This window comes from Chryseobacterium sp. ERMR1:04 (genome assembly GCF_001297705.1).
Taxonomy (GTDB): domain Bacteria; phylum Bacteroidota; class Bacteroidia; order Flavobacteriales; family Weeksellaceae; genus Chryseobacterium.
This window is the reverse complement of record NZ_LIRF01000003.1, coordinates 461,410-479,200: the sequence shown is the minus strand read 5'-3', so window position 1 is coordinate 479,200 and position 17,791 is coordinate 461,410. Positions and strand designations below refer to the sequence as shown.

Below are 17,791 nucleotides of genomic sequence, written 5' to 3'. Positions count from 1 at the left end.
TAGTAGTGAAATTCAATAATAATCTTTTCATCAAAGACTAAATTTTAAAATCTGAGAAGGGGTAAGATTAAATAAACAGCCAGATATTATTCTGCTCAGTATCTACATTTTCAAAAAACTTTTTAGGGTTTATCTTGGTGAGTTCTTTAAAGTCTTTGATAAGATGTGATTGGTCATAAAAAAGGTTTTCATAGGAAAGCTCGGTAAGGTTTTTCACTTTCCTATTGGTTATTAAAACTTTTCTGAATCTCTGGATTTTTCTGTATTCAGAAGCGGGTTTGCCCAAATATCTTTTAGAAACCTTATTTACATATTGTCTGGTGATCTTATTTTTTGTGGCGATTTCTTCGATGCTCAGTTCAGAATCTAAATCATACGTGATGGCAGAAGCCAAGGTTAAATCTTTCAATTTAAATTTTAAAAGCCAATACTCCTCCAGTAATTGGATCTGCATTTTTCTGTCGGATTCTTTTAAGATTTGACCCATTATTTCTTTAAAATCTGAATCCTGAATGTTAGCCTTTAAATCTGTACTCTGATCTGCCTCAAAAAAGTGATACATTCCTAGCGGTTTAAAGTAAACGGTAACTTCATTAATCGACTGTTGATAAAGAATTTCCGTCGGGACAGAACATTGAGAAACAAAATCAATGATTAGATTCTCTGATGAAGATTCATGAATTTTCAACCATCCTTTTTCCTGAACAATAGATACATTTTGACAAGCGGATAAAATAAAATAGTTGTCGGGAAACGTAAGGTATTTGATAGGCTCCTGAGATTCATCTTTAGACATAAAATAATATCCTTCAATATATTTCTTAAGAATAGGATGAATGGGCTGATAGAAGTTGACTTTCATAAAATGGAGCAGAAACGTAAAAATACAAATTGAAAACAAAATCCTGAAGAAAAACTTCAGGATTTGTATATAATTTTAGGAGAATAGTATTTTCTTAAAAGCCTCAGAAGCCAAATGTACCTGTACAGCCCAATCGTCTGCTGCATCGCTTCCGGCGTCATCTGAGATATATTTTAAACATAGAAACGGAATGTTCTCTTTCATTGCAATCAATGCTAATGGATAGGCTTCCATATCTACAATATTATAATCGGTTTCTGAATGATTCATTTCAAAGCTGTCACCGCTTCCGCAAACGCCTTCTTTTAGCTCATGCTTTTTCAAACCATATTCCAACACAGGCGGAATTCCAGACAACGGGGTTTCATATAAACTGAATCCAAGACCTCTTACATCCATATCTCGCTGGATAAATTTTGTACAGCAAATAACTTCGCCTTTATTAAAACTTTTGCTTCCTGCCGAACCTAAATTTACAATCAATTTTGGTTTTCTGAGATGAATTTCTTTGGTTAATTCCATGGCTGCATTTACTTTACCAATTCCTGTAACCAATTTATTTTTATCGTTAAAATCTTCCCCAGCTTCTGAATCTAAAGCAAAAACAAAAAGCGTATCGGAAACCGAATAATGAAGTTCGTCGTTTATTTTTATCATGAAATAGGAATGTTAAATGCTGCAACCATCGGCATCACAAGAAGCTCCACCATTAGAAATATCTTTAAAAGGAACTACAGTTTCTTTATAGGTCTGTTGAAGGGCTTCTGCAAAAGCTTCTACAGGCTGTGCACCTGAAACCGCATATTTCCCATTCAGAATAAAAAACGGAACACCGCTAATGCCATTACTTTTTGCATCTGTAATATCCTGATTTACTTCATTATTAAATTCATCAGAACTTAAAACCTGTCTTGCTTCTTCCTGATCAATTCCTAATTTTCCAGCAATAGAAACCAGTACTTCAAGATCTCCAACATTTTTACCTTCCAGAAAATGTGCTTCAAATAAAGCTTCTTCTGCTTCGGAAGCTTTGTTGTGTTTTTTAGCTAAATGAATCAATTTATGGGATGAAAATGTATTGGTAATTAATGCTTTTTCAAAATTAAAATTAATTCCCGACATCGCTCCCATCTGTGCTACCTGACCAATCATTTGCTTAGCCTGAGCATCAGGAAACCCTTTCTTTTCTTTAAAATATTCAGTGGTTGTTTTTGTTTCCGAAGGATCTAACGTCGGGTCCAACTGAAAGCTCTTCCACTCTACTTCTACTTCATCTTTGAATGGCAATTTCTCAAGCGCCTGTTCAAAATTATGTTTTCCTATATAGCAAAACGGACACATTACATCCGACCAGATTTCTACTTTCATTTTTTCTTATTTTAATACTTTAATGAATCTTCTGTAAAGATTTCTTCACTTATTTTAAGTCAATCAAAGTTAATATATCTGGCTATTTCGACCAAATATATTCCGGTTTATTCCCCGCATAGTACCACAGTTTTTTCTCTGCGTTCCAACAGGCTTCTCACTCCTATCATAATGAAGGCCAGAATCCCGAAAACAACTCCAATCCAAGGATTAAATTCTACCCCTTTTGTGATGATCATCCATCCGCCCACCGTTGTTCCAAGGGTTACGCCTAAATTACCGAATGAAGTTGCCAGGCTGTTGGCAAATTCCAATGATTGAGGTACTGAAGAGATCATATAAGTGGAAGCGTTAAGGAAACTTGGAGAATAAAGAAAGCCCCAAATACCAATGACCACAATCGTTGCCAGTAAATTTCCATCTGAAAAGTATAATAAAACTGGGACTAAAATAGTTCCGGAAAGGAAAAAGGCGGTGGTTCCGGTTATATTTTATTGAGCATTTTTCCTGAGATCCAATTGGAAAAAACGCCGATGATCCCGAATAGAAAAAGCATATAGCTAATCATTGTGCTGTCCATTCCTTTTGCTTTGTTCAGATAATCTGCAAAATAACTGTAGGTAGAAAACCAAGCCGTAATCATGAAAAAGTTCATCAGCGTACTGATGATAAACGTAGGCTGTGCTAATATTTTAAGCTGACTTCCGTAAGATTTTTTCTCTTTTACAGGCATTGGAGGCAGTAAAAAATAAATTCCTGCCAAAGCAATTACACTCACAACAGACTGAACGATAAAAGAAGATTCCCAAGACCAAACACTTGATAGCCATGTCGCAAAAGGAACCGTAGTTACCATAGCCAGTGCAACACCGCTGAATACAATCCCCATCAATTCATTGCTGTGTTTTTTATCGGCGTTAGAGACTGCAACCGATAAAGCACTGGCAATATAAACAGGCTGTAAAAAGGCAGGCAATATTCTGACCAACATCAGCAACCAGAAAGGGGGCGAAAATGAGGAAACAACTCCCGTGATCAGAAACATAAATATGGCAGCAAACATTACTTTTTTACGGTCAAATCCTGACATTAGTAATGTCATAAAAGGTCCTGTAAGCGCAATAATCAACGCAAAAGCACTTAATAAATACCCAGCCTTATCGATACTGATTTGATAATGCTCTGCTATCTGAGGAAGAATACCAATCACACCGAACTCGGTAGTAATAACGGCCAGAAAGCCCAAACATCCTATATATGCGAATTTTTTCATTTTTTTAAGTCTATTATTTTTCTAAATTTTCAGTTGTAAATTCTGCGATTTCTTCAATGGCAGATTGTGTTTCATCGAGAATAATTCCCATGTGCATAAACCCATGAACCATATTTTTATAAAGGCTGGTTTTCACTGAGATTCCCGAGTCTTTCATATGTTGGGCCAGTTCTTCACCTTCATCTCTTAAAGGATCATGTTCTGCCACGATAACCAACGTGGGAGGGGTTTCTGTAAAATCTTTTATTAACATAGGAACAGCTAATGGATTCTTTTGGTCTTCTTCGGATGATAAATACCATTTCCATGCTTGTGATCCCCACTCTTTATTAAGAACCGGACCGTCTTGATAAGTTTCCCAAGATGTTGTGTTGAGCGTATTATCAGCGGCAGGATAAATTAAAACCTGAAATTGTAATTGATTTCCCAATTGAGTCGTTAAAGCTGTGGCTAAAGTTCCCCCTGCGCTGTCCCCAATAATCCCGATTTTTTGAGAATCAATTCCTAATTTTTCAGCATTATGGATAAGCCATTCAGCAGCCGTTTTACAATCATTTAATCCGGCAGGAAAAGGATGTTCAGGCGCAAGACGGTAATCTACAAACAAAATTACGGCACCTGTTGCATTCGCTAATTTTCTGGCGATTGCATCATGAGTTTCATAACCACCGGAAATAAACCAACCCCCATGAATGTAAATAATAGCAGGCGATTTTGAAGTGACGCCTTTAGGTCTGTATATTCTAACTGGGACTTGATGATCTTCTTCCGGAATATTTAGTTCTTCGATTATTGCAACCGGTTCTTTTTTACCACTCAGTTGCTGAGTCATGATCTCATAATTTTTTCGACTAATCTCTAAAGGATTCTGACTGTCGAATACTTCTATTTTTGGTAAATAGTCTAGTACTTTACCTATTGTAGTGGTTAATTGCATATTTGTTTCTCTTTTGGTATTACTGATGTTTTTACAGGAAATAGTTCCCAGAATGAGAAGCGTTCCTATTATTTTCTGCACGTTTATTTATTTTGAGGGAGCAAAAGTAAAAAACAAACCCTAAATTTGCACTGTACACAGTTAATTGTATGGTACTAACAAATTTGTAAGTAATGGCAAAGAAAAAGGAAAACTCAACGAACAGTATTAATTCACAATACATTACGGAATGTGATTTAACGTATGCGGTTTGCAAAACTGGAGGAAGATGGAAACTCTTGATCTTATGTAAGCTTGAAAACGGCAAATTGCGTTTCAGTGAGATCAGAGACCGAATTTCAGGAATCACAGAGAGAATGCTTACCCTACATTTAAGAGAAATGGAAAAAGATGGTTTACTAAAAAGGACTGTGTATGCCCAAGTTCCTCCAAGGGTAGATTATGAATTAACAGAAATAGCCAGAGATCTGATTCCTATTTGGAGACAGTTGGAAGATTGGGGAAAAAAGCACAAAAAATTAATCCAAGAGCAGCTATTGGAAGTTGATGAAAATTAATGAGATTTATTGAAATATTTTAAACTTTAAAAGAATCTAGTTTCCAGTCTCTTTATTCACCTTGTTACAGAACAGGATATGAGCAATCAAGGCCAATAGACCAAAGGATGCTCCCACGAAACAAACACCGTCCCATTGCGCATATTGCCATGCGATTGAAGCCAGCCATGTTCCTAATGATCCGCCGATGAAATAACACACCATATAAACGGTGTTTAATCTGTTGACGGCATTAGATTTTATTAAAAAGTAATTGGTTTGATTCATAATGTGACTCGATTGTACACCTAAGTCCACAAGGATTACGCCTACAATCAGTCCCCAATACGTTTCGCCTCCAAAATACGTGAACGCCCAACTTCCCAACACAACCAATAAAGAATAAGAAATAATTCTGTTGATATCTAAGAATTTTTGAAGTTTCCCAACTTTCGCAGCAGCTAAAGCACCCACTGCACCAGCTAATCCGAAGCTTCCTACAACGGATGCCCCTGCATTGAATGGCGGTTTCTCCATGTGAAAAACCAATGTTGTAAACAAAGCACACATCGACCCAAATGCCATCGCGCCACGGAATGAAGCCAACTGTAAAATAGGCTGTGTTTTAGCTAAGTGTCCCACAGAACGCATCAATTCTTTATAGGTTCCTTTAAAATTAGGTTGCATCTCGGGTAGCATTTTGTAAACGGCAAACCAAACCAAGATCATCAGTCCTGCAGCGATTCCAAACATCGCTCTCCATCCCCAGACATCGCCTACAATTCCGCCTATAAATCTTGACAAAAGAATTCCTAATAATAAGCCCGACATCACGGTTCCGATATTGGAAGATTTTTCTTTATCAGACGATAGTTCTGCGGCAATCGGGATAAATAATTGGGGAATTACAGACGTCACTCCAATCAGTAAACTTGCAGCATACAACATCCATAACTGGGTTGCAAATGTCATCCACAATAATGATCCAAAAACTAAAAATAAATCAATCAAAATTAATCTTTTGCGGAAAAATTTATCTCCCAAAGGAACAATCATTAATAATCCAATCGCATATCCTATTTGAGTAAGCATAGAAATTCGACTGGCTGCACTTTCAGAAACATTTAAATCTTTCGAAATAAGTCCCAATAAAGGTTGGTTGTAATAATTGTTGGCCACTACAAGTCCGGAAATAATGGCCATTAGCCAAATTACAGTACGCGAAATACCGTTAGAAGCGCTCATCTGCATGGTAAAAATTTACTTCAAATTTAGTTATAGAATTCTTGACTTTTGATGTATTTCAAATTGTTAATGATTAATTATAAAATCAATGAAATCAATCAGCAAAGAATATTTTTTAAAGACCTGCAAAGGTACTTATTTTTGTAAAAAGAGATTTGTACAAATTATCTATTTTCGAGTGTTTAATTAATTTTTTTTTGGACAATCTCAATCGCGCAAAGGTTTTTAATCGTTATGCTGTTTTTAAGGTGCAAAAAAATCATATATTTTCAGCAAATGTTTAGTGATATACGATTTAAATTTTCAACTTGTTTAAACTTTTATTTTAACCGCAAAATTGACAAAAGATTAACACATTAGTCACTTTAAGTTGAGTATTAGGCCACAAATAAGAGCACATAAGTTTTTAAAAATCTTTGATTTTTATTCTTTTGTAGACTTTTGCTTTCTCAATAACCAATCCTTAATAAATCAACGATAGCTTTTGATTCTTTTGCGGTTAAATTTTTAATTAGTTTAAACAGGTTCTTTATCAAAGATAAAATCCTTGCGCCTTAAAACATTATTTTAGTTATACTTTTGCGCCTTTGCGATTCTCCAACTACAAAAAATAGAATATTTTAATTATTCTCACTTTTCACTGAAATCAAGACTTTTCCGTACATTTATCTAATAGGATTAATTAGAAAAGATAGATTCATGAATATTCAATTAATATCAAAAAATGCATTAGTAGGAGCCGCTACCCAAGGAATCGGGGCAGGAATTGCAATAGAATTGGCAAAATGCGGGGCAAACGTCACTGTAATGGCTCGAAATGAAGAGAAGTTGAAAAGTTTTGTAGCTTCTTTACCCATTGTTAATGAAAAACAGAAACATCAATATCTGGTAGCAGATTTTTCTGATTTTGAAAAATATAGAGGTATTATTTCGGAGTATTTTAAAAATAATTCGGTTGATATTCTTGTCAATAACACCAATGGTCCCGAGCCTGGAGTTGCCTTAGAAAAAAAGGTAGATGATTACCAAAAAGCTTTTGATCTGGTTTTTAAAACGGTTTGTGAAACTACCACTTTAGCGTTGCCTTATATGATTAGACAAAATCACGGACGAATTATCAATGTTTCTTCTCTGTCGGTAAAATCGCCGATTAATAATTTAGTGCTTTCAAATTCTATTCGTTCAGCAGTAGCAGCATGGGCAAAAACATTAGCCAATGAAGTGGCGCAATATAATATTACGGTTAACAATGTTCTGACAGGATATTTTGATACCGAACGAATTAAAAAACTGATCGATCACGAAGCAGAACGGAACAATCAATCTGTGGAAGAAATAAAAAAAGGCAGAGAAGATAAAATCCCTATGAAAAGATTAGGAAAGCCTGAAGAATATGGTCATTTGGTTGCTTTTTTAGCCTCAGAATATGCGGCTTATCTTACAGGAACCAATATCCCTTTGGATGGTGGATTAAATAATACCTATTAAAAAAGAGGTTCAATGTGAACCTCTTTTTGTTGTTTATTTTAAGAAGTTTGTTTACACTAATTTAAGAATAATATTTCGACTCCGCTCAATATGCAAATGTTTTTAAAACTTATGTGCTCTTATTAGCGGTTTAACAATTAACTTAAAATACTAAAGTGTTAATCTTTTGTTCCTTTTGTGGTTAAAAAAAGTTTAAACAAATTTAAGGTCTTAAATCCTTAAACTGTTTATCCGCAGGGAAAACATGCTGTACCTTTTCTACAACAAGATCCGAATTTACTTCAAACTCAGCAGTTTGTTTGATATCCAAAGAGGATGCGCCAACAGCAATCTTATATTTTCCTTTTTCAGCGACCCAAGCACTTTTCTCGGTGATAAATGAAGCTAAATCTTTTGGATTAAGTTGTAAAGTAATCGTTTCACTTTCACCAGGCTGTAATTCCTTTGTTTTTGCAAAAGCTTTCAGCTCAGATTTTGGCTTGTCGATTAATTTATTTGGAGCAGACAGGTATAATTCTACCACTTCTTTTCCGGCTACTTTTCCGCTGTTTTTAACGGTAACCTTCACCTCCAATTTATCTTTAAAAGTGGGTGAACTTATTTTTATATTCGAATAATCAAAACTGGTATACGACTTTCCAAATCCGAATTCATACGAAGGTTTTACATTAAAGGTATTGAAATAACGGTATCCCACATACACTCCTTCTTCATACGTTACTTCTTTCGGGTTTTCAGCAGGAACTCCCGGGAAGTTTTTCGCAGAAGGCGTATCTACATATTTTACAGGAAACGTCATTGTCAGTTTTCCGGAAGGGTTTATTTTCCCTGAAACAACGTCTGCTACAGAATGTCCGCCTTCCTGGCCAGGTTGCCAAGCCAATACAATAGCGTCTACTTTATCTTTCCATGATGCCGTTTCAATAACACCGCCGATATTTAAGATCACCACCACTTTTTTACCTTTTGCGTGGAAGGCTTTTGAAATCTTATCCAGCATTTCAATTTCTTCGGTCGCCAGATTAAAATCATTATCAACAACTCTATCACCGCCTTCACCAGAATTTCTTCCTAAAGTCACGAAAGCAATTTCTGACATTTCAGCTTTTTTAGCAAGGAAAGCATCGTCCATTTTCATTTCAGAAAGTCTTCCAGGTAACGCTAAAATCCCTTTTCCTTTTCTTCTTTCTTTTTCTGCAATTCTTTCTTTTTCTGCGTGAGGTTTATAGAGATTCACCAACTCTTTATCCAGTTGATATCCTGCAGAATTTAGCCCTTCCAATAATGAAACGGTGTGTTTATTATTCACACTTCCACTTCCTGTTCCCCCGTGATCCAAGCGTAAGAAGTAACTCCAAATAAGGAAACCTCTTTCTGCTTGTTAGCAAAAGGCAGTGCGTTGTTATCATTTTTAAGCAAAACCATTCCTTCTGTAGCAGCATTTCTTGTGACTTCTGCATTTTGAGCAAGGTTGGGCTTGTCGCTGTATTTGTAGTGTGTGAAAGTGGGAGTTCGGAAAATATATTCCAAAATTCTTTTCACGTTTACATTGGCAACTTCCTGAGATAATTTCCCTGAATCAAGGGCGGCAAGAAGAACTTTTTTCTGTGCAGGAATTCCCGGCATCAAAAGATCGTTCCCTGCATTCATCTGTTTTACAACATCAGAAATCCCTCCGTCTTTGATGGATTCAAATCCTGGGAAGCCACCAAACCAATCGGTCATTACAATTCCTTTGAAACCCCATTCGTTTCTTAACACCTGAGTCAGTAAATCTTTGCTGTCTGAAGTATAGACTCCATTCAACAAATTATAAGAAGACATTACCGTCCAGGGTTGAGATTCTTTAACCGTGATTTCAAAACCTTTTAAATAGAGTTCTCTCATCGCACGTTCTGAAACGTGAGCATTGATCGTCAAACGGTTGGTTTCTTCATTATTGGCCGCAAAATGTTTGATGGAAGTTCCCACTCCTTGAGACTGAATTCCATTAACAATAGCAGCGGCTGTTTTTCCTGAAATTAAAGGATCTTCAGAATAATATTCAAAATTCCTTCCGTTCAGAGGGTTTCGGTGAATATTTAACGCCGGAGCCAATAATACGTCTACTCCATATTCTTTTACTTCGTTCCCCATTGCTTTTCCTACTTGCTCTAGCAAGGTTTTGTTCCAAGTAGAAGCTAGCGCTGTCCCCACCGGAAATGCTGTTGCATAATAGGTTTTTGAATTATTCTCTCTGGTCGGCGCAATCCTTAGCCCCGCAGGACCATCAGCAACTACTGTCGCAGGAATTCCGAATCTCTCGAAAGAAGCTGTTCCACCCGCTGCTCCGGGAACAAGACCTTGTTTTGAATCACCCACAGGACCTGTCAGCACTTCAATTCCGGGCATTCCTGTTCCAATCAATACATCTACTTTTTCTGCGTTGGTCATTTCTTTAACAATCGCATCTATTCTTTTATCCACGGAAAGACGCATATCTTCCCAAGGATCTAATTTTCCGTTTTTATTGGCATCTTTAAACGTTTGACCGTTTACGGTAACCGTCTGATTATTTTGCTGAGCATTTGCAACCGCCGATGTTGCTAATAAAACAAGAAATAATCCTGAGTTTTTAGCTTTTTGAACAAGTTTGATCAATGCAGATTGGTTCTTCTTCATATTTTTTATTTTTTGAATTAAATAATTTGAGTTTAGTATAAAAATATTCGAACATGAATCAGGTATCTAAATAGTTAACTTTCAAAGAATAACGAAGCTATTTTATAATAATTGATTTCATGCGATACTATTATTACCACAAAAGGGACAAAAGTTTTTTTTAAGCTTGAAATAAAAAATCACAAGGTCACATAAGATAAAAATCGAAAAATTTTGAATACTGTTGTGCTCTTAAATAATTTATTAATGAGATTTTTTATTAAAGCATAAGCTTTTGTTTCTTTTGTGGTTACATCTTAAACAGATTAAAATGTTATAAAAACTTATGGTATCTCAACCAATCCAGATAGACATCTGACCATTTGTCAACAGGTAAATTTTGCGTTCCCATTCCGAAACCATGGCCTCCTTTTTCATACATGTGAAGTTCCACAGGTTGTCCCGCTTCTAACCATTTATTGTAAAGCTGAATGCTTTTTGGAGCTAGTTTCAACTGATCATCGGTTGCTGCACAAATAAATAATGGCATGGGTGTTGGGATTTTTGAAGTTAAAATATCTTCATTCGGTCCACCATAAATGGAAGCCGCAAAATTGGGTAAAGTAGAAGCATCTTTGCTGTGAAGAACACTTTCTAAAATTACACTTGCTCCAGCCGAGAAACCGATTACCCCTAATTTATCAGCCTGAATATTTAATTCTTTAGCGTGAGCTCTTACATAAGAAATAGCTGTTTTGATATCTTCGCCTGCCATTACTTTAATGGGAGCGGTTTTCGTATCAAAAGCTTTTCTGTCTTTGATGTTCTCCATCATTTCACGGGCAGGATCGTTGGATTTTGTTTCCAATAAACGGTATTTTAGCACAATGGCAGTAATTCCGTTTTCGGCTAGTTTTTTTGCCATATCAATCCCTTCTCTGTTAATCGATAAACTTTGAAAACCACCACCCGGAGCAATAACAATCACTGTTCCGTTGGCTTTAGCCTTATCCGCTTCAAAGACTAAAATTGTGGGTTGTGTTACATTGTAAACAACCTCGGTTTTAAACAAATCAGAATAGGTTTGCGCTTCTTTTTGCTTCCAGTTTTCTGAGCCCGGAGCTTTTCCACTGTATAATGAAATGCTTTTCTGAGCCTGTACATTGTTGATCCCGATAAGGAATAAACTTGCTATGATGAGTTTTTTCATTGTATTAAGTTTTAAGTATTTTTATTAACCACAAAAGGCTCAAAGGTTTTACACTGAAGAATTTATTTAAGTTTAAATATCATGCTGTTGAAAAGGATACTTCTGTTTTTTGAAAATCTTCTTATATAAACTTTAATATTTTCAATATGCTAAAATATTTGAGCCTTTTGACTCCGTAGAATCTTCGATTTGTGGCGTATTTTTTTATTGAATTATTTAACGTATTTCTGCGTTCTTGCATCTTTAATAACGCCTGACCAGTTCAGTCCGTATCCAAAATCATACGCATGACCTTCCGAATCTTTGTAAGGAATCATATCAAACGGAACATCTTCTTTTTGGGTTTCCACTGTTTTCATATCGGCAGGCATCTGAAGTGGCAATAATCCTGAGGGCTCATATTTTCCGGCGATAATATCTACCACAGCTTGGTTAGATACATTGAAATTCACTAAAATTCCGTCTGCATGTTTTTCAAACTCAGAAAAGATCATGGGTTTTGAGGCAGTTACAGAAACAATCACAGGCTTTCCGTTCATTGCTCTATAGGTATTTTCAATATTCAATAAATCTGTGAAATTAGTAACAGTCGTAGTTTTGTTTTTAAACGTTCTGTCTTTAACCGTTGGTGCAATAACAGCATCTCCTGCGGCAATGCTTTTTTCACGAGCTTCTGTTGCCGTATAGGTTTGATATTGAAGAGAGATTGGTACGTATCCGTTTCCGCCATCTTTTACATCAACATCGCTGTACCCACCTTCTTCACTGTGCGGACTCTGAACAAAAACAATAGCGAAGTCTGCTTTTGCAGGATCATCCGATACGTTGTAATGCTTTTTCACAAATTCTAAATCCACAGGATAATCTAAAGACGGAGCCGTGTACACTCCCCACCAGTTGAATGTTGCAGGAGAATATCTCTTCGGAATATATACCGTTTTGCGTTCTTTAATCGGTAAAACCTGCGCTTTATTTTTAAGCATAACGATAGATTTTACCTGTGCATCGTATCCTGCTTTCATAAATTCAGGGTTTCCTACGATTTTCTTGGTTTCGTCTACGTTTACATAAGGATTTTCAAACAATCCGGTTCTTAAAATGTTCATTAACAAACGAACGGCTGACTGTTCAAAACGGGTACGCATATATTTTTCACCATGTTCTTTTACGCCCATTTGGTAAGCTTCCAACACAGGTCCTTTGTCGTTGTTTCCTCCAAATTGGTCTACTCCAGCTTCCAGTACTTTGTAATGACGTTCTGCAATAGAAAGCTTTTCAACGCCCCAAGGTTTTCCGGCGAATGTTCCCGGAGTTTTTCCTTCTTCAGCGGTAATCAGCCAGTCGGTACATACTACTCCATCATACCCATATTTCCCTCTCAATAAATCCGTAATTAAATATTTACTGAATCCATTTCCTACATTTTCCCCATTCTTTGTATCCTGATTGAAACTGATGGTGTAATAAGGCATAACCGCAGAGGCTTCTTTGGTTCCTCCATTTAATTTAAAAGCTCCTTCTGTAAAAGGTTTCACATGATTTTGAAAATTATTTCCCGGATAAACGGCATATTTTCCCATTGCCCAGTGACCATCACGACCACCTTCTTCAGGACCGCCGCCCGGCCAGTGTTTTACCATGGCGTTGACACTTTTGTAACCCCATCCGTTTTTGATCACATCTTTTCCAAAAGACGTCTGAAAACCATCGATATAACCTCTTGCCAAATCGGCTGTTAATTCCGGGCTTTCACTGAATACATAAGCAATTCTGTACCAACGGGGCTCAGTCCCTAAATCGATTTGTGGAGATAAAGCTGTTGAAATTCCCAACGCACGGTATTCCTGAGCCGCAATATTTCCGAATTTTTTCACCAATTCAGGATCGAAAGTAGCTCCCATTGCTAATCCATCCGGCCAAAGAGAAATTTGTCCGCCTGCTCCTTCGTTAAACTCAGCCGTTACAGAAGCAGAATGTCTCGGGTCGGTACTATTATTAGAAGGAATTCCCAATCCTAAACCTTCAATGTAAGACTGTAAATTGTTATTCCATTTGGCGGCGACTTCCGGCGACTGTAAAGTGGTTACCAAAACATGACGAAGATTATCATCCTTTAAAAATTTCTTTTGTTGATCCGTCAAATCCCAAGGATTCGCACCACTTTCATTGAAAAATTTACCATTGTATTTTCCTGCTCTGAAACCTTCTGACGGAGCCGGAACTGCCTGATGTGCACTGTAAAGCATTAACCCTGCAATTTGCTCAATAGACATTTTAGAAGCCAGATCTTTTGCTCTTTCTTCTACGGGCAAACGCCAATCTTCATATTTGTCGAGTTTTCCGTTTTTATTTAAATCTTTGAATTTTTTCCCTGAAACATCAAGGATTTTCACACCTGATTCTTCGGAATATCCTAAAACGAGTCCGTTGTTGTTTTTTATCTGATGAATATTTTGTGCAGAAACCGAGATCCCAAAACACAAAACGGCTATACTTAAAACTGTCTTTTTCATTATTCTACCTGTTAAAAATTAAAGCTTACTGAAAACTGCCCTGTCAACGGCATAATGTATGTTCCCGTTAATAGTTTTCCGTAATATGGACTGGCATCGGTGATGAGTTCAGCCCCGTTGATGGTTCCACTTGCTCCCCTTTGGTTCAGGAAGTTGATCACGGTAGCGCCAAGGTTGATATTTTTGTTTACGGTGTAATTCACTCCTCCAAAAGTTTCCCATCTTGGGGCGAAGTATAACGCATTCGTAAGGTTGGCATACTGTTTTGAGAAATATCTGAAACTCGCCCAGAATCTCCATTTGTCAACCGTGTAACTTGGATCGATCTCCATCAATACTTTAGCCACTCCCAAAACATTGTTATCATTGTAATCGTAATCTGTTCCGAAAGCATTGAAATTGAATTTCTTATATACCGGATTCTGTAACGTGATCAAATAGTGAAGATTAAACCCTTTGAAAGGCTTTAGTACAAAATCTGTTGTCCAACCAATAGTCTGAATGTCATAGTAAACCGTAACATTTTGAGCTTGCGTTGTATTAGCAGGATTTACTAAGTTATATCTGTTAAGATTGTTATTCTTTTTAAGGTACGTTGCCTGAGAAATCAATTGAAGATAATCTGTATTCCAAAATACTCCTAACGCTCCCAACGGGCTTTTAATTTTCTTTGTATTGGGATCAAATGCCTGAGAATAACTTTCCAGCCTTCTGTTTTCTTCTGTATAAAGTAAGTTGGCAATAACTCCAAAGTTTTTACTGATGTTATACGTCGCATTTAAACTTCCGCCGATCTGGAACCAGCTTTCTTTAATGCTTTGAAAATCATTAGGTCCAAAAACAAACCCCGGAGTTCTTGGTGTCATTGAGAATTCACCATCAACTAAGTGATTTCGTAGATGTAAACCATAGCTTAGATTAAAGTTATCAGATACTTTCCATTCATCTGTTGCATATACAGACAGCTTGTTTTCTGTTCCGCTGTGGTATTCTCCACCTGCATTGTAGTTGTAAAATCCTGAAGCATCTGTGGTTGGGCCAATTAATCTTTGAGGTTGCGCTTCCACGGTCTGGAAGAAGAAAGATCTGTTGGATGTGTATTTATTTACATTATAGAATTGCTCTAAAATCCCCACCGTAACGTTATGATTTCCCAGCTGTTTGTTTAATGAAAAACGTCCTGCAATATTGGTAATTGGAGTTTCAGGCGTGTGCATTGCCAACTGAGTTCCCACCGCTCCGGAATAAGCCTGTCCGGTTGAGGCAATTGTATAACCCGCTGACTGATCTGCCTGGAAAATACTCAAAGGAATAATCGTTGACATTTTTACTGTTGAAAAATGGGCTCGGGTGGAGAATTTGAAATTCCAGCCGTTGTTTAATAAATAATTACCGAAGATATCTATGTTATGAGCTTTTGATCGGTTGTCATTTCCACTCATAGATGCCCAATAATTCTGTCCTGATAAAATATCTTTCATTCGGATCTGGCCATCATTTACCACATAAGAATCTCTACCGATTTTGAAATTATCCAATTCGGTAACCTTCCCGTTCTCACCATATTGGAAAACAGCATAGTTTCCTACGTTATAAGAATCTGAATATTTATATAAAATTGAGATCTTCCCTTTATCATCATTAAAATATTTCGTAACACCCGCTCTGAAGATTTTTGTTTCATCTACATTCCTTGCAAAACCTAGCTTAAAAGTACTGGGATCGTAGTTTGCAAAAGCCCCAACAGTGTATGTCCAGCCGTTTTTAGAAATCGGTCCTGAAGCATTGACATCCCCTTGAAGCCATCCAAAAGTACTTGTAGTAAATTTTCCTTTCAGTTTAAAATCTTTGGTGCCTGTTTGAGCATAAGAGTTCACTGCAAACCCAAGATCGCCCATGGTATTGGCCAATTGATCCATTTTTAACAATCCCGTTTTTTCTAAACCTACACTTTGTCTCCACGTTTTATTGGGAAGTTCGGGCCAGAAAAAATAAACCACGGGAAGGTCATTTTCAAGGATGGTAATTCCGCCAACTGTAGAAGGAAGCCCGATATTTACATCTCTTGGGCTCGTATTATTAGCAGCATTCAACATCACATTTCTGTTGTTGTCTTCTTTTACATTGGCAATCTTAAGCTTTTCCTGCAGCTTCACAGAGTCTTGTACAGCAAGCTTATCTGTCTGTCCAAATGCAAGATTGGAACAGAACAGAATGATGCCTAATGCTGAAATTTTTACAATTGATTTTTTCATTGCTTAGTTTATATAATTTCTTCTTTAGTTTCTTTGTTTTACATCTAATTCTATGATAATCAACACTCTGTTGTCTTTATCGCCAACAATTAAAAGACACAACATTTCCTGCACCCAAATTTTCATTGGATGAACTGTTATCATTTAAAATCAGTACTGGATTTTTTATTAATACAGCCAGCTGTTCATTTACCTCTGCATCGTCATGAAATCAAGTGAAAAGCCTATTTACTTTACTTTTTTCATGCAGGCTTAGTGGATTAAGCATCATATTTGTACTGAAAATTGCATACTCTCAGGGGAAAGTATTTTCGAAGCAATTTTATCTCAATCTTTGTTTTTTTTCATTGCTTCAATGCGAAGCATTACAATACTACATTTTTTCATTCAATTTTTGAAAAAAAATATTAATAAAATTTAATACTGGGGTTAATTATCTAAATGTCAAATAATTAAATTTAATCTAAATGAATATTTTTCATTGTTTCGGAGTGAAACAATGAAAAATAAAGTCTTAAAATTTCCCCAAAATTGAATTCAAGAATGCATTTTTGAGGTTCTTTCAAAATTTTTATTAGTAAATTTGTGATATCACGTTTTTCTTATAACATCCATGGATTCCAAACAACAACTTTTAGATAAATCAAACGAAGCAAAAGAGCTTTTTCTTCCTCATATATCTGCTGACCCTGTGATATTTGGCTTTGATCAAAATGATTTAAAGGTTTTACTGATCAAGATGAATTACCGAAAACAATGGCTATTGCCGGGAGGTTATGTAAAGAAAGATGAAGACCTGGATGAAGCCGTTGAACGAATTTTAAGGGACAGAGCGGGTGTAACGGGTGTTTATCTTGAAGAATTCGGTGTTTTTGGAAAGAAAAACAGAAGTGAATTTTATTTTGAAGATTTTGATGAAACGCTTTTCCATAAGCAAAGATTTATCTCTATCGGATATTACGCGTTATACAATCCTACAAAACTAAATCCTATTCCGGATGAATTCAGTGAAAAAGTGGAGTGGATTTATTTAAATCAATTATCAGAAATTGATCTGGCTATGGATCATCGTGAGATCGTTGATAAAGCATTGATGACTTTACGCGAAAAAATATCAACAAAACCGATTGGATATAATCTTTTACCCGAAAAATTTACCCTTTCTGAGCTACAGAAATTATATGAAGCTATTTTAGGGAAAGAACTTAACCGTGGTAATTTTTACAGAAAAATTAAAAACCTAGGTATTCTAAATAAGTTGGAAGAACAAAGACGTGGCGGCGCTCATAAATCTCCTGATCTGTATTCTTTTGATGAAGAAAATTATGAAAAAGCGTTGGAAAACGGATTGAGTAATTGGTAGGATTCTGGGTTGGAAGTTATCCTAGCTGTGTGTGATTTATTAACCACAAAAGGTACAAAAGCTTTATCTATTTTTTAGTTTAAAATAATGCTAAAAAAGAA

At 36.3% G+C, this 17,791-nt stretch carries 15 protein-coding genes; 3 read left to right on the top strand and 12 right to left on the bottom strand.

The features are described 5' to 3' along the window. Nucleotides 1–67: 67 nt before the first annotated feature. The 6 genes from AMQ68_RS02295 to AMQ68_RS02275 form a co-directional block, all read right to left on the bottom strand. Complete coding sequence (locus AMQ68_RS02295; protein WP_054509008.1) at nt 68–862, bottom strand: helix-turn-helix domain-containing protein; 795 nt, start codon at nt 860–862, stop codon at nt 68–70. Nucleotides 863–937: 75 nt separating this feature from the next. Continuing rightward, complete coding sequence (locus tag AMQ68_RS02290) at nt 938–1,519, bottom strand: nucleosidase (RefSeq protein WP_054509007.1); 582 nt, start codon at nt 1,517–1,519, stop codon at nt 938–940. Nucleotides 1,520–1,531: 12 nt separating this feature from the next. Further along, on the bottom strand, nt 1,532–2,230 hold the full coding sequence (locus AMQ68_RS02285; protein ID WP_054509006.1) for a DsbA family oxidoreductase: 699 nt from the start codon (nt 2,228–2,230) through the stop codon (nt 1,532–1,534). A gap of 107 nt (nt 2,231–2,337) precedes the next feature. Next, nucleotides 2,338–2,628 carry a hypothetical protein gene (locus AMQ68_RS25475; RefSeq protein WP_241775034.1) on the bottom strand — a complete coding sequence of 97 codons (291 nt, stop codon included), beginning with the start codon at nt 2,626–2,628 and terminating at the stop codon, nt 2,338–2,340. A gap of 86 nt (nt 2,629–2,714) precedes the next feature. Further along, entirely contained in the window at nt 2,715–3,503 is a 789-nt protein-coding gene (locus tag AMQ68_RS02280) for an MFS transporter (protein ID WP_241775033.1), read from the bottom strand. 13 nt (nt 3,504–3,516) lie between these two features. Next, a complete protein-coding gene (locus AMQ68_RS02275) occupies nt 3,517–4,521 on the bottom strand; it encodes an alpha/beta hydrolase (RefSeq protein WP_241775032.1) in 1,005 nt (334 codons plus the stop codon). A gap of 92 nt (nt 4,522–4,613) precedes the next feature. On the opposite strand from AMQ68_RS02275, the gene AMQ68_RS02270 reads away from it, so the two are divergent. Further along, on the top strand, nt 4,614–4,997 hold the full coding sequence (locus AMQ68_RS02270; protein ID WP_054509005.1) for a helix-turn-helix domain-containing protein: 384 nt from the start codon (nt 4,614–4,616) through the stop codon (nt 4,995–4,997). 36 nt (nt 4,998–5,033) lie between these two features. Here AMQ68_RS02270 and AMQ68_RS02265 read toward each other — a convergent pair whose 3' ends face one another. Next, nucleotides 5,034–6,221: an MFS transporter gene (locus tag AMQ68_RS02265; RefSeq protein ID WP_241775031.1), complete on the bottom strand. Its 1,188-nt coding sequence runs from the start codon at nt 6,219–6,221 to the stop codon at nt 5,034–5,036. A gap of 699 nt (nt 6,222–6,920) precedes the next feature. On the opposite strand from AMQ68_RS02265, the gene AMQ68_RS02260 reads away from it, so the two are divergent. Further along, entirely contained in the window at nt 6,921–7,709 is a 789-nt protein-coding gene (locus AMQ68_RS02260) for an SDR family oxidoreductase (RefSeq protein WP_054509003.1), read from the top strand. Between the two features lie 202 nt (nt 7,710–7,911). On the opposite strand, the gene AMQ68_RS25885 is transcribed toward AMQ68_RS02260, so the two are convergent. The 5 genes from AMQ68_RS25885 to AMQ68_RS02240 all read right to left on the bottom strand — a co-directional run bounded on the left by AMQ68_RS25885 (nt 7,912) and on the right by AMQ68_RS02240 (nt 16,327). Next, nucleotides 7,912–9,048, bottom strand: a complete 1,137-nt coding sequence (locus AMQ68_RS25885) for a glycoside hydrolase family 3 C-terminal domain-containing protein (RefSeq protein WP_369678594.1) — start codon at nt 9,046–9,048, stop codon at nt 7,912–7,914. Further along, the gene (locus tag AMQ68_RS25880; RefSeq protein WP_369678593.1) at nt 9,015–10,370 is read right to left on the bottom strand and encodes a glycoside hydrolase family 3 protein; all 1,356 of its coding nucleotides are present in this window, start codon (nt 10,368–10,370) and stop codon (nt 9,015–9,017) included. Before AMQ68_RS25880 ends, AMQ68_RS25885 begins: the two co-directional genes overlap by 34 nt. A 313-nt stretch (nt 10,371–10,683) precedes the next feature. Continuing rightward, entirely contained in the window at nt 10,684–11,559 is an 876-nt protein-coding gene (locus AMQ68_RS02250) for an alpha/beta hydrolase (RefSeq protein WP_054509002.1), read from the bottom strand. 212 nt (nt 11,560–11,771) lie between these two features. Then, complete coding sequence (locus AMQ68_RS02245) at nt 11,772–14,072, bottom strand: glycoside hydrolase family 3 N-terminal domain-containing protein (RefSeq protein ID WP_054509001.1); 2,301 nt, start codon at nt 14,070–14,072, stop codon at nt 11,772–11,774. An 11-nt stretch (nt 14,073–14,083) separates the two neighbouring features. After that, the gene (locus AMQ68_RS02240; protein WP_054509000.1) at nt 14,084–16,327 is read right to left on the bottom strand and encodes a TonB-dependent receptor; all 2,244 of its coding nucleotides are present in this window, start codon (nt 16,325–16,327) and stop codon (nt 14,084–14,086) included. 613 nt (nt 16,328–16,940) lie between these two features. On the opposite strand from AMQ68_RS02240, the gene AMQ68_RS02235 reads away from it, so the two are divergent. Further along, on the top strand, nt 16,941–17,690 hold the full coding sequence (locus AMQ68_RS02235) for an NUDIX domain-containing protein (RefSeq protein WP_054508999.1): 750 nt from the start codon (nt 16,941–16,943) through the stop codon (nt 17,688–17,690). Nucleotides 17,691–17,791: the final 101 nt, after the last annotated feature.

What these genes read in the sequence shown, in the direction of transcription:
- AMQ68_RS02260 (WP_054509003.1), top strand. Translation starts at nt 6,921, where the DNA reads ATGAATATTCAATTAATATCAAAAAATGCATTAGTAGGAGCCGCTACC.
- AMQ68_RS25880 (WP_369678593.1), bottom strand. Translation starts at nt 10,370, where the DNA reads ATGAAGAAGAACCAATCTGCATTGATCAAACTTGTTCAAAAAGCTAAA.
- AMQ68_RS02285 (WP_054509006.1), bottom strand. Translation starts at nt 2,230, where the DNA reads ATGAAAGTAGAAATCTGGTCGGATGTAATGTGTCCGTTTTGCTATATA.
- AMQ68_RS02270 (WP_054509005.1), top strand. Translation starts at nt 4,614, where the DNA reads ATGGCAAAGAAAAAGGAAAACTCAACGAACAGTATTAATTCACAATAC.
- AMQ68_RS02290 (WP_054509007.1), bottom strand. Translation starts at nt 1,519, where the DNA reads ATGATAAAAATAAACGACGAACTTCATTATTCGGTTTCCGATACGCTT.
- AMQ68_RS02250 (WP_054509002.1), bottom strand. Translation starts at nt 11,559, where the DNA reads ATGAAAAAACTCATCATAGCAAGTTTATTCCTTATCGGGATCAACAAT.
- AMQ68_RS02295 (WP_054509008.1), bottom strand. Translation starts at nt 862, where the DNA reads ATGAAAGTCAACTTCTATCAGCCCATTCATCCTATTCTTAAGAAATAT.
- AMQ68_RS02280 (WP_241775033.1), bottom strand. Translation starts at nt 3,503, where the DNA reads ATGAAAAAATTCGCATATATAGGATGTTTGGGCTTTCTGGCCGTTATT.
- AMQ68_RS02245 (WP_054509001.1), bottom strand. Translation starts at nt 14,072, where the DNA reads ATGAAAAAGACAGTTTTAAGTATAGCCGTTTTGTGTTTTGGGATCTCG.
- AMQ68_RS02235 (WP_054508999.1), top strand. Translation starts at nt 16,941, where the DNA reads ATGGATTCCAAACAACAACTTTTAGATAAATCAAACGAAGCAAAAGAG.
- AMQ68_RS02240 (WP_054509000.1), bottom strand. Translation starts at nt 16,327, where the DNA reads ATGAAAAAATCAATTGTAAAAATTTCAGCATTAGGCATCATTCTGTTC.
- AMQ68_RS02265 (WP_241775031.1), bottom strand. Translation starts at nt 6,221, where the DNA reads ATGAGCGCTTCTAACGGTATTTCGCGTACTGTAATTTGGCTAATGGCC.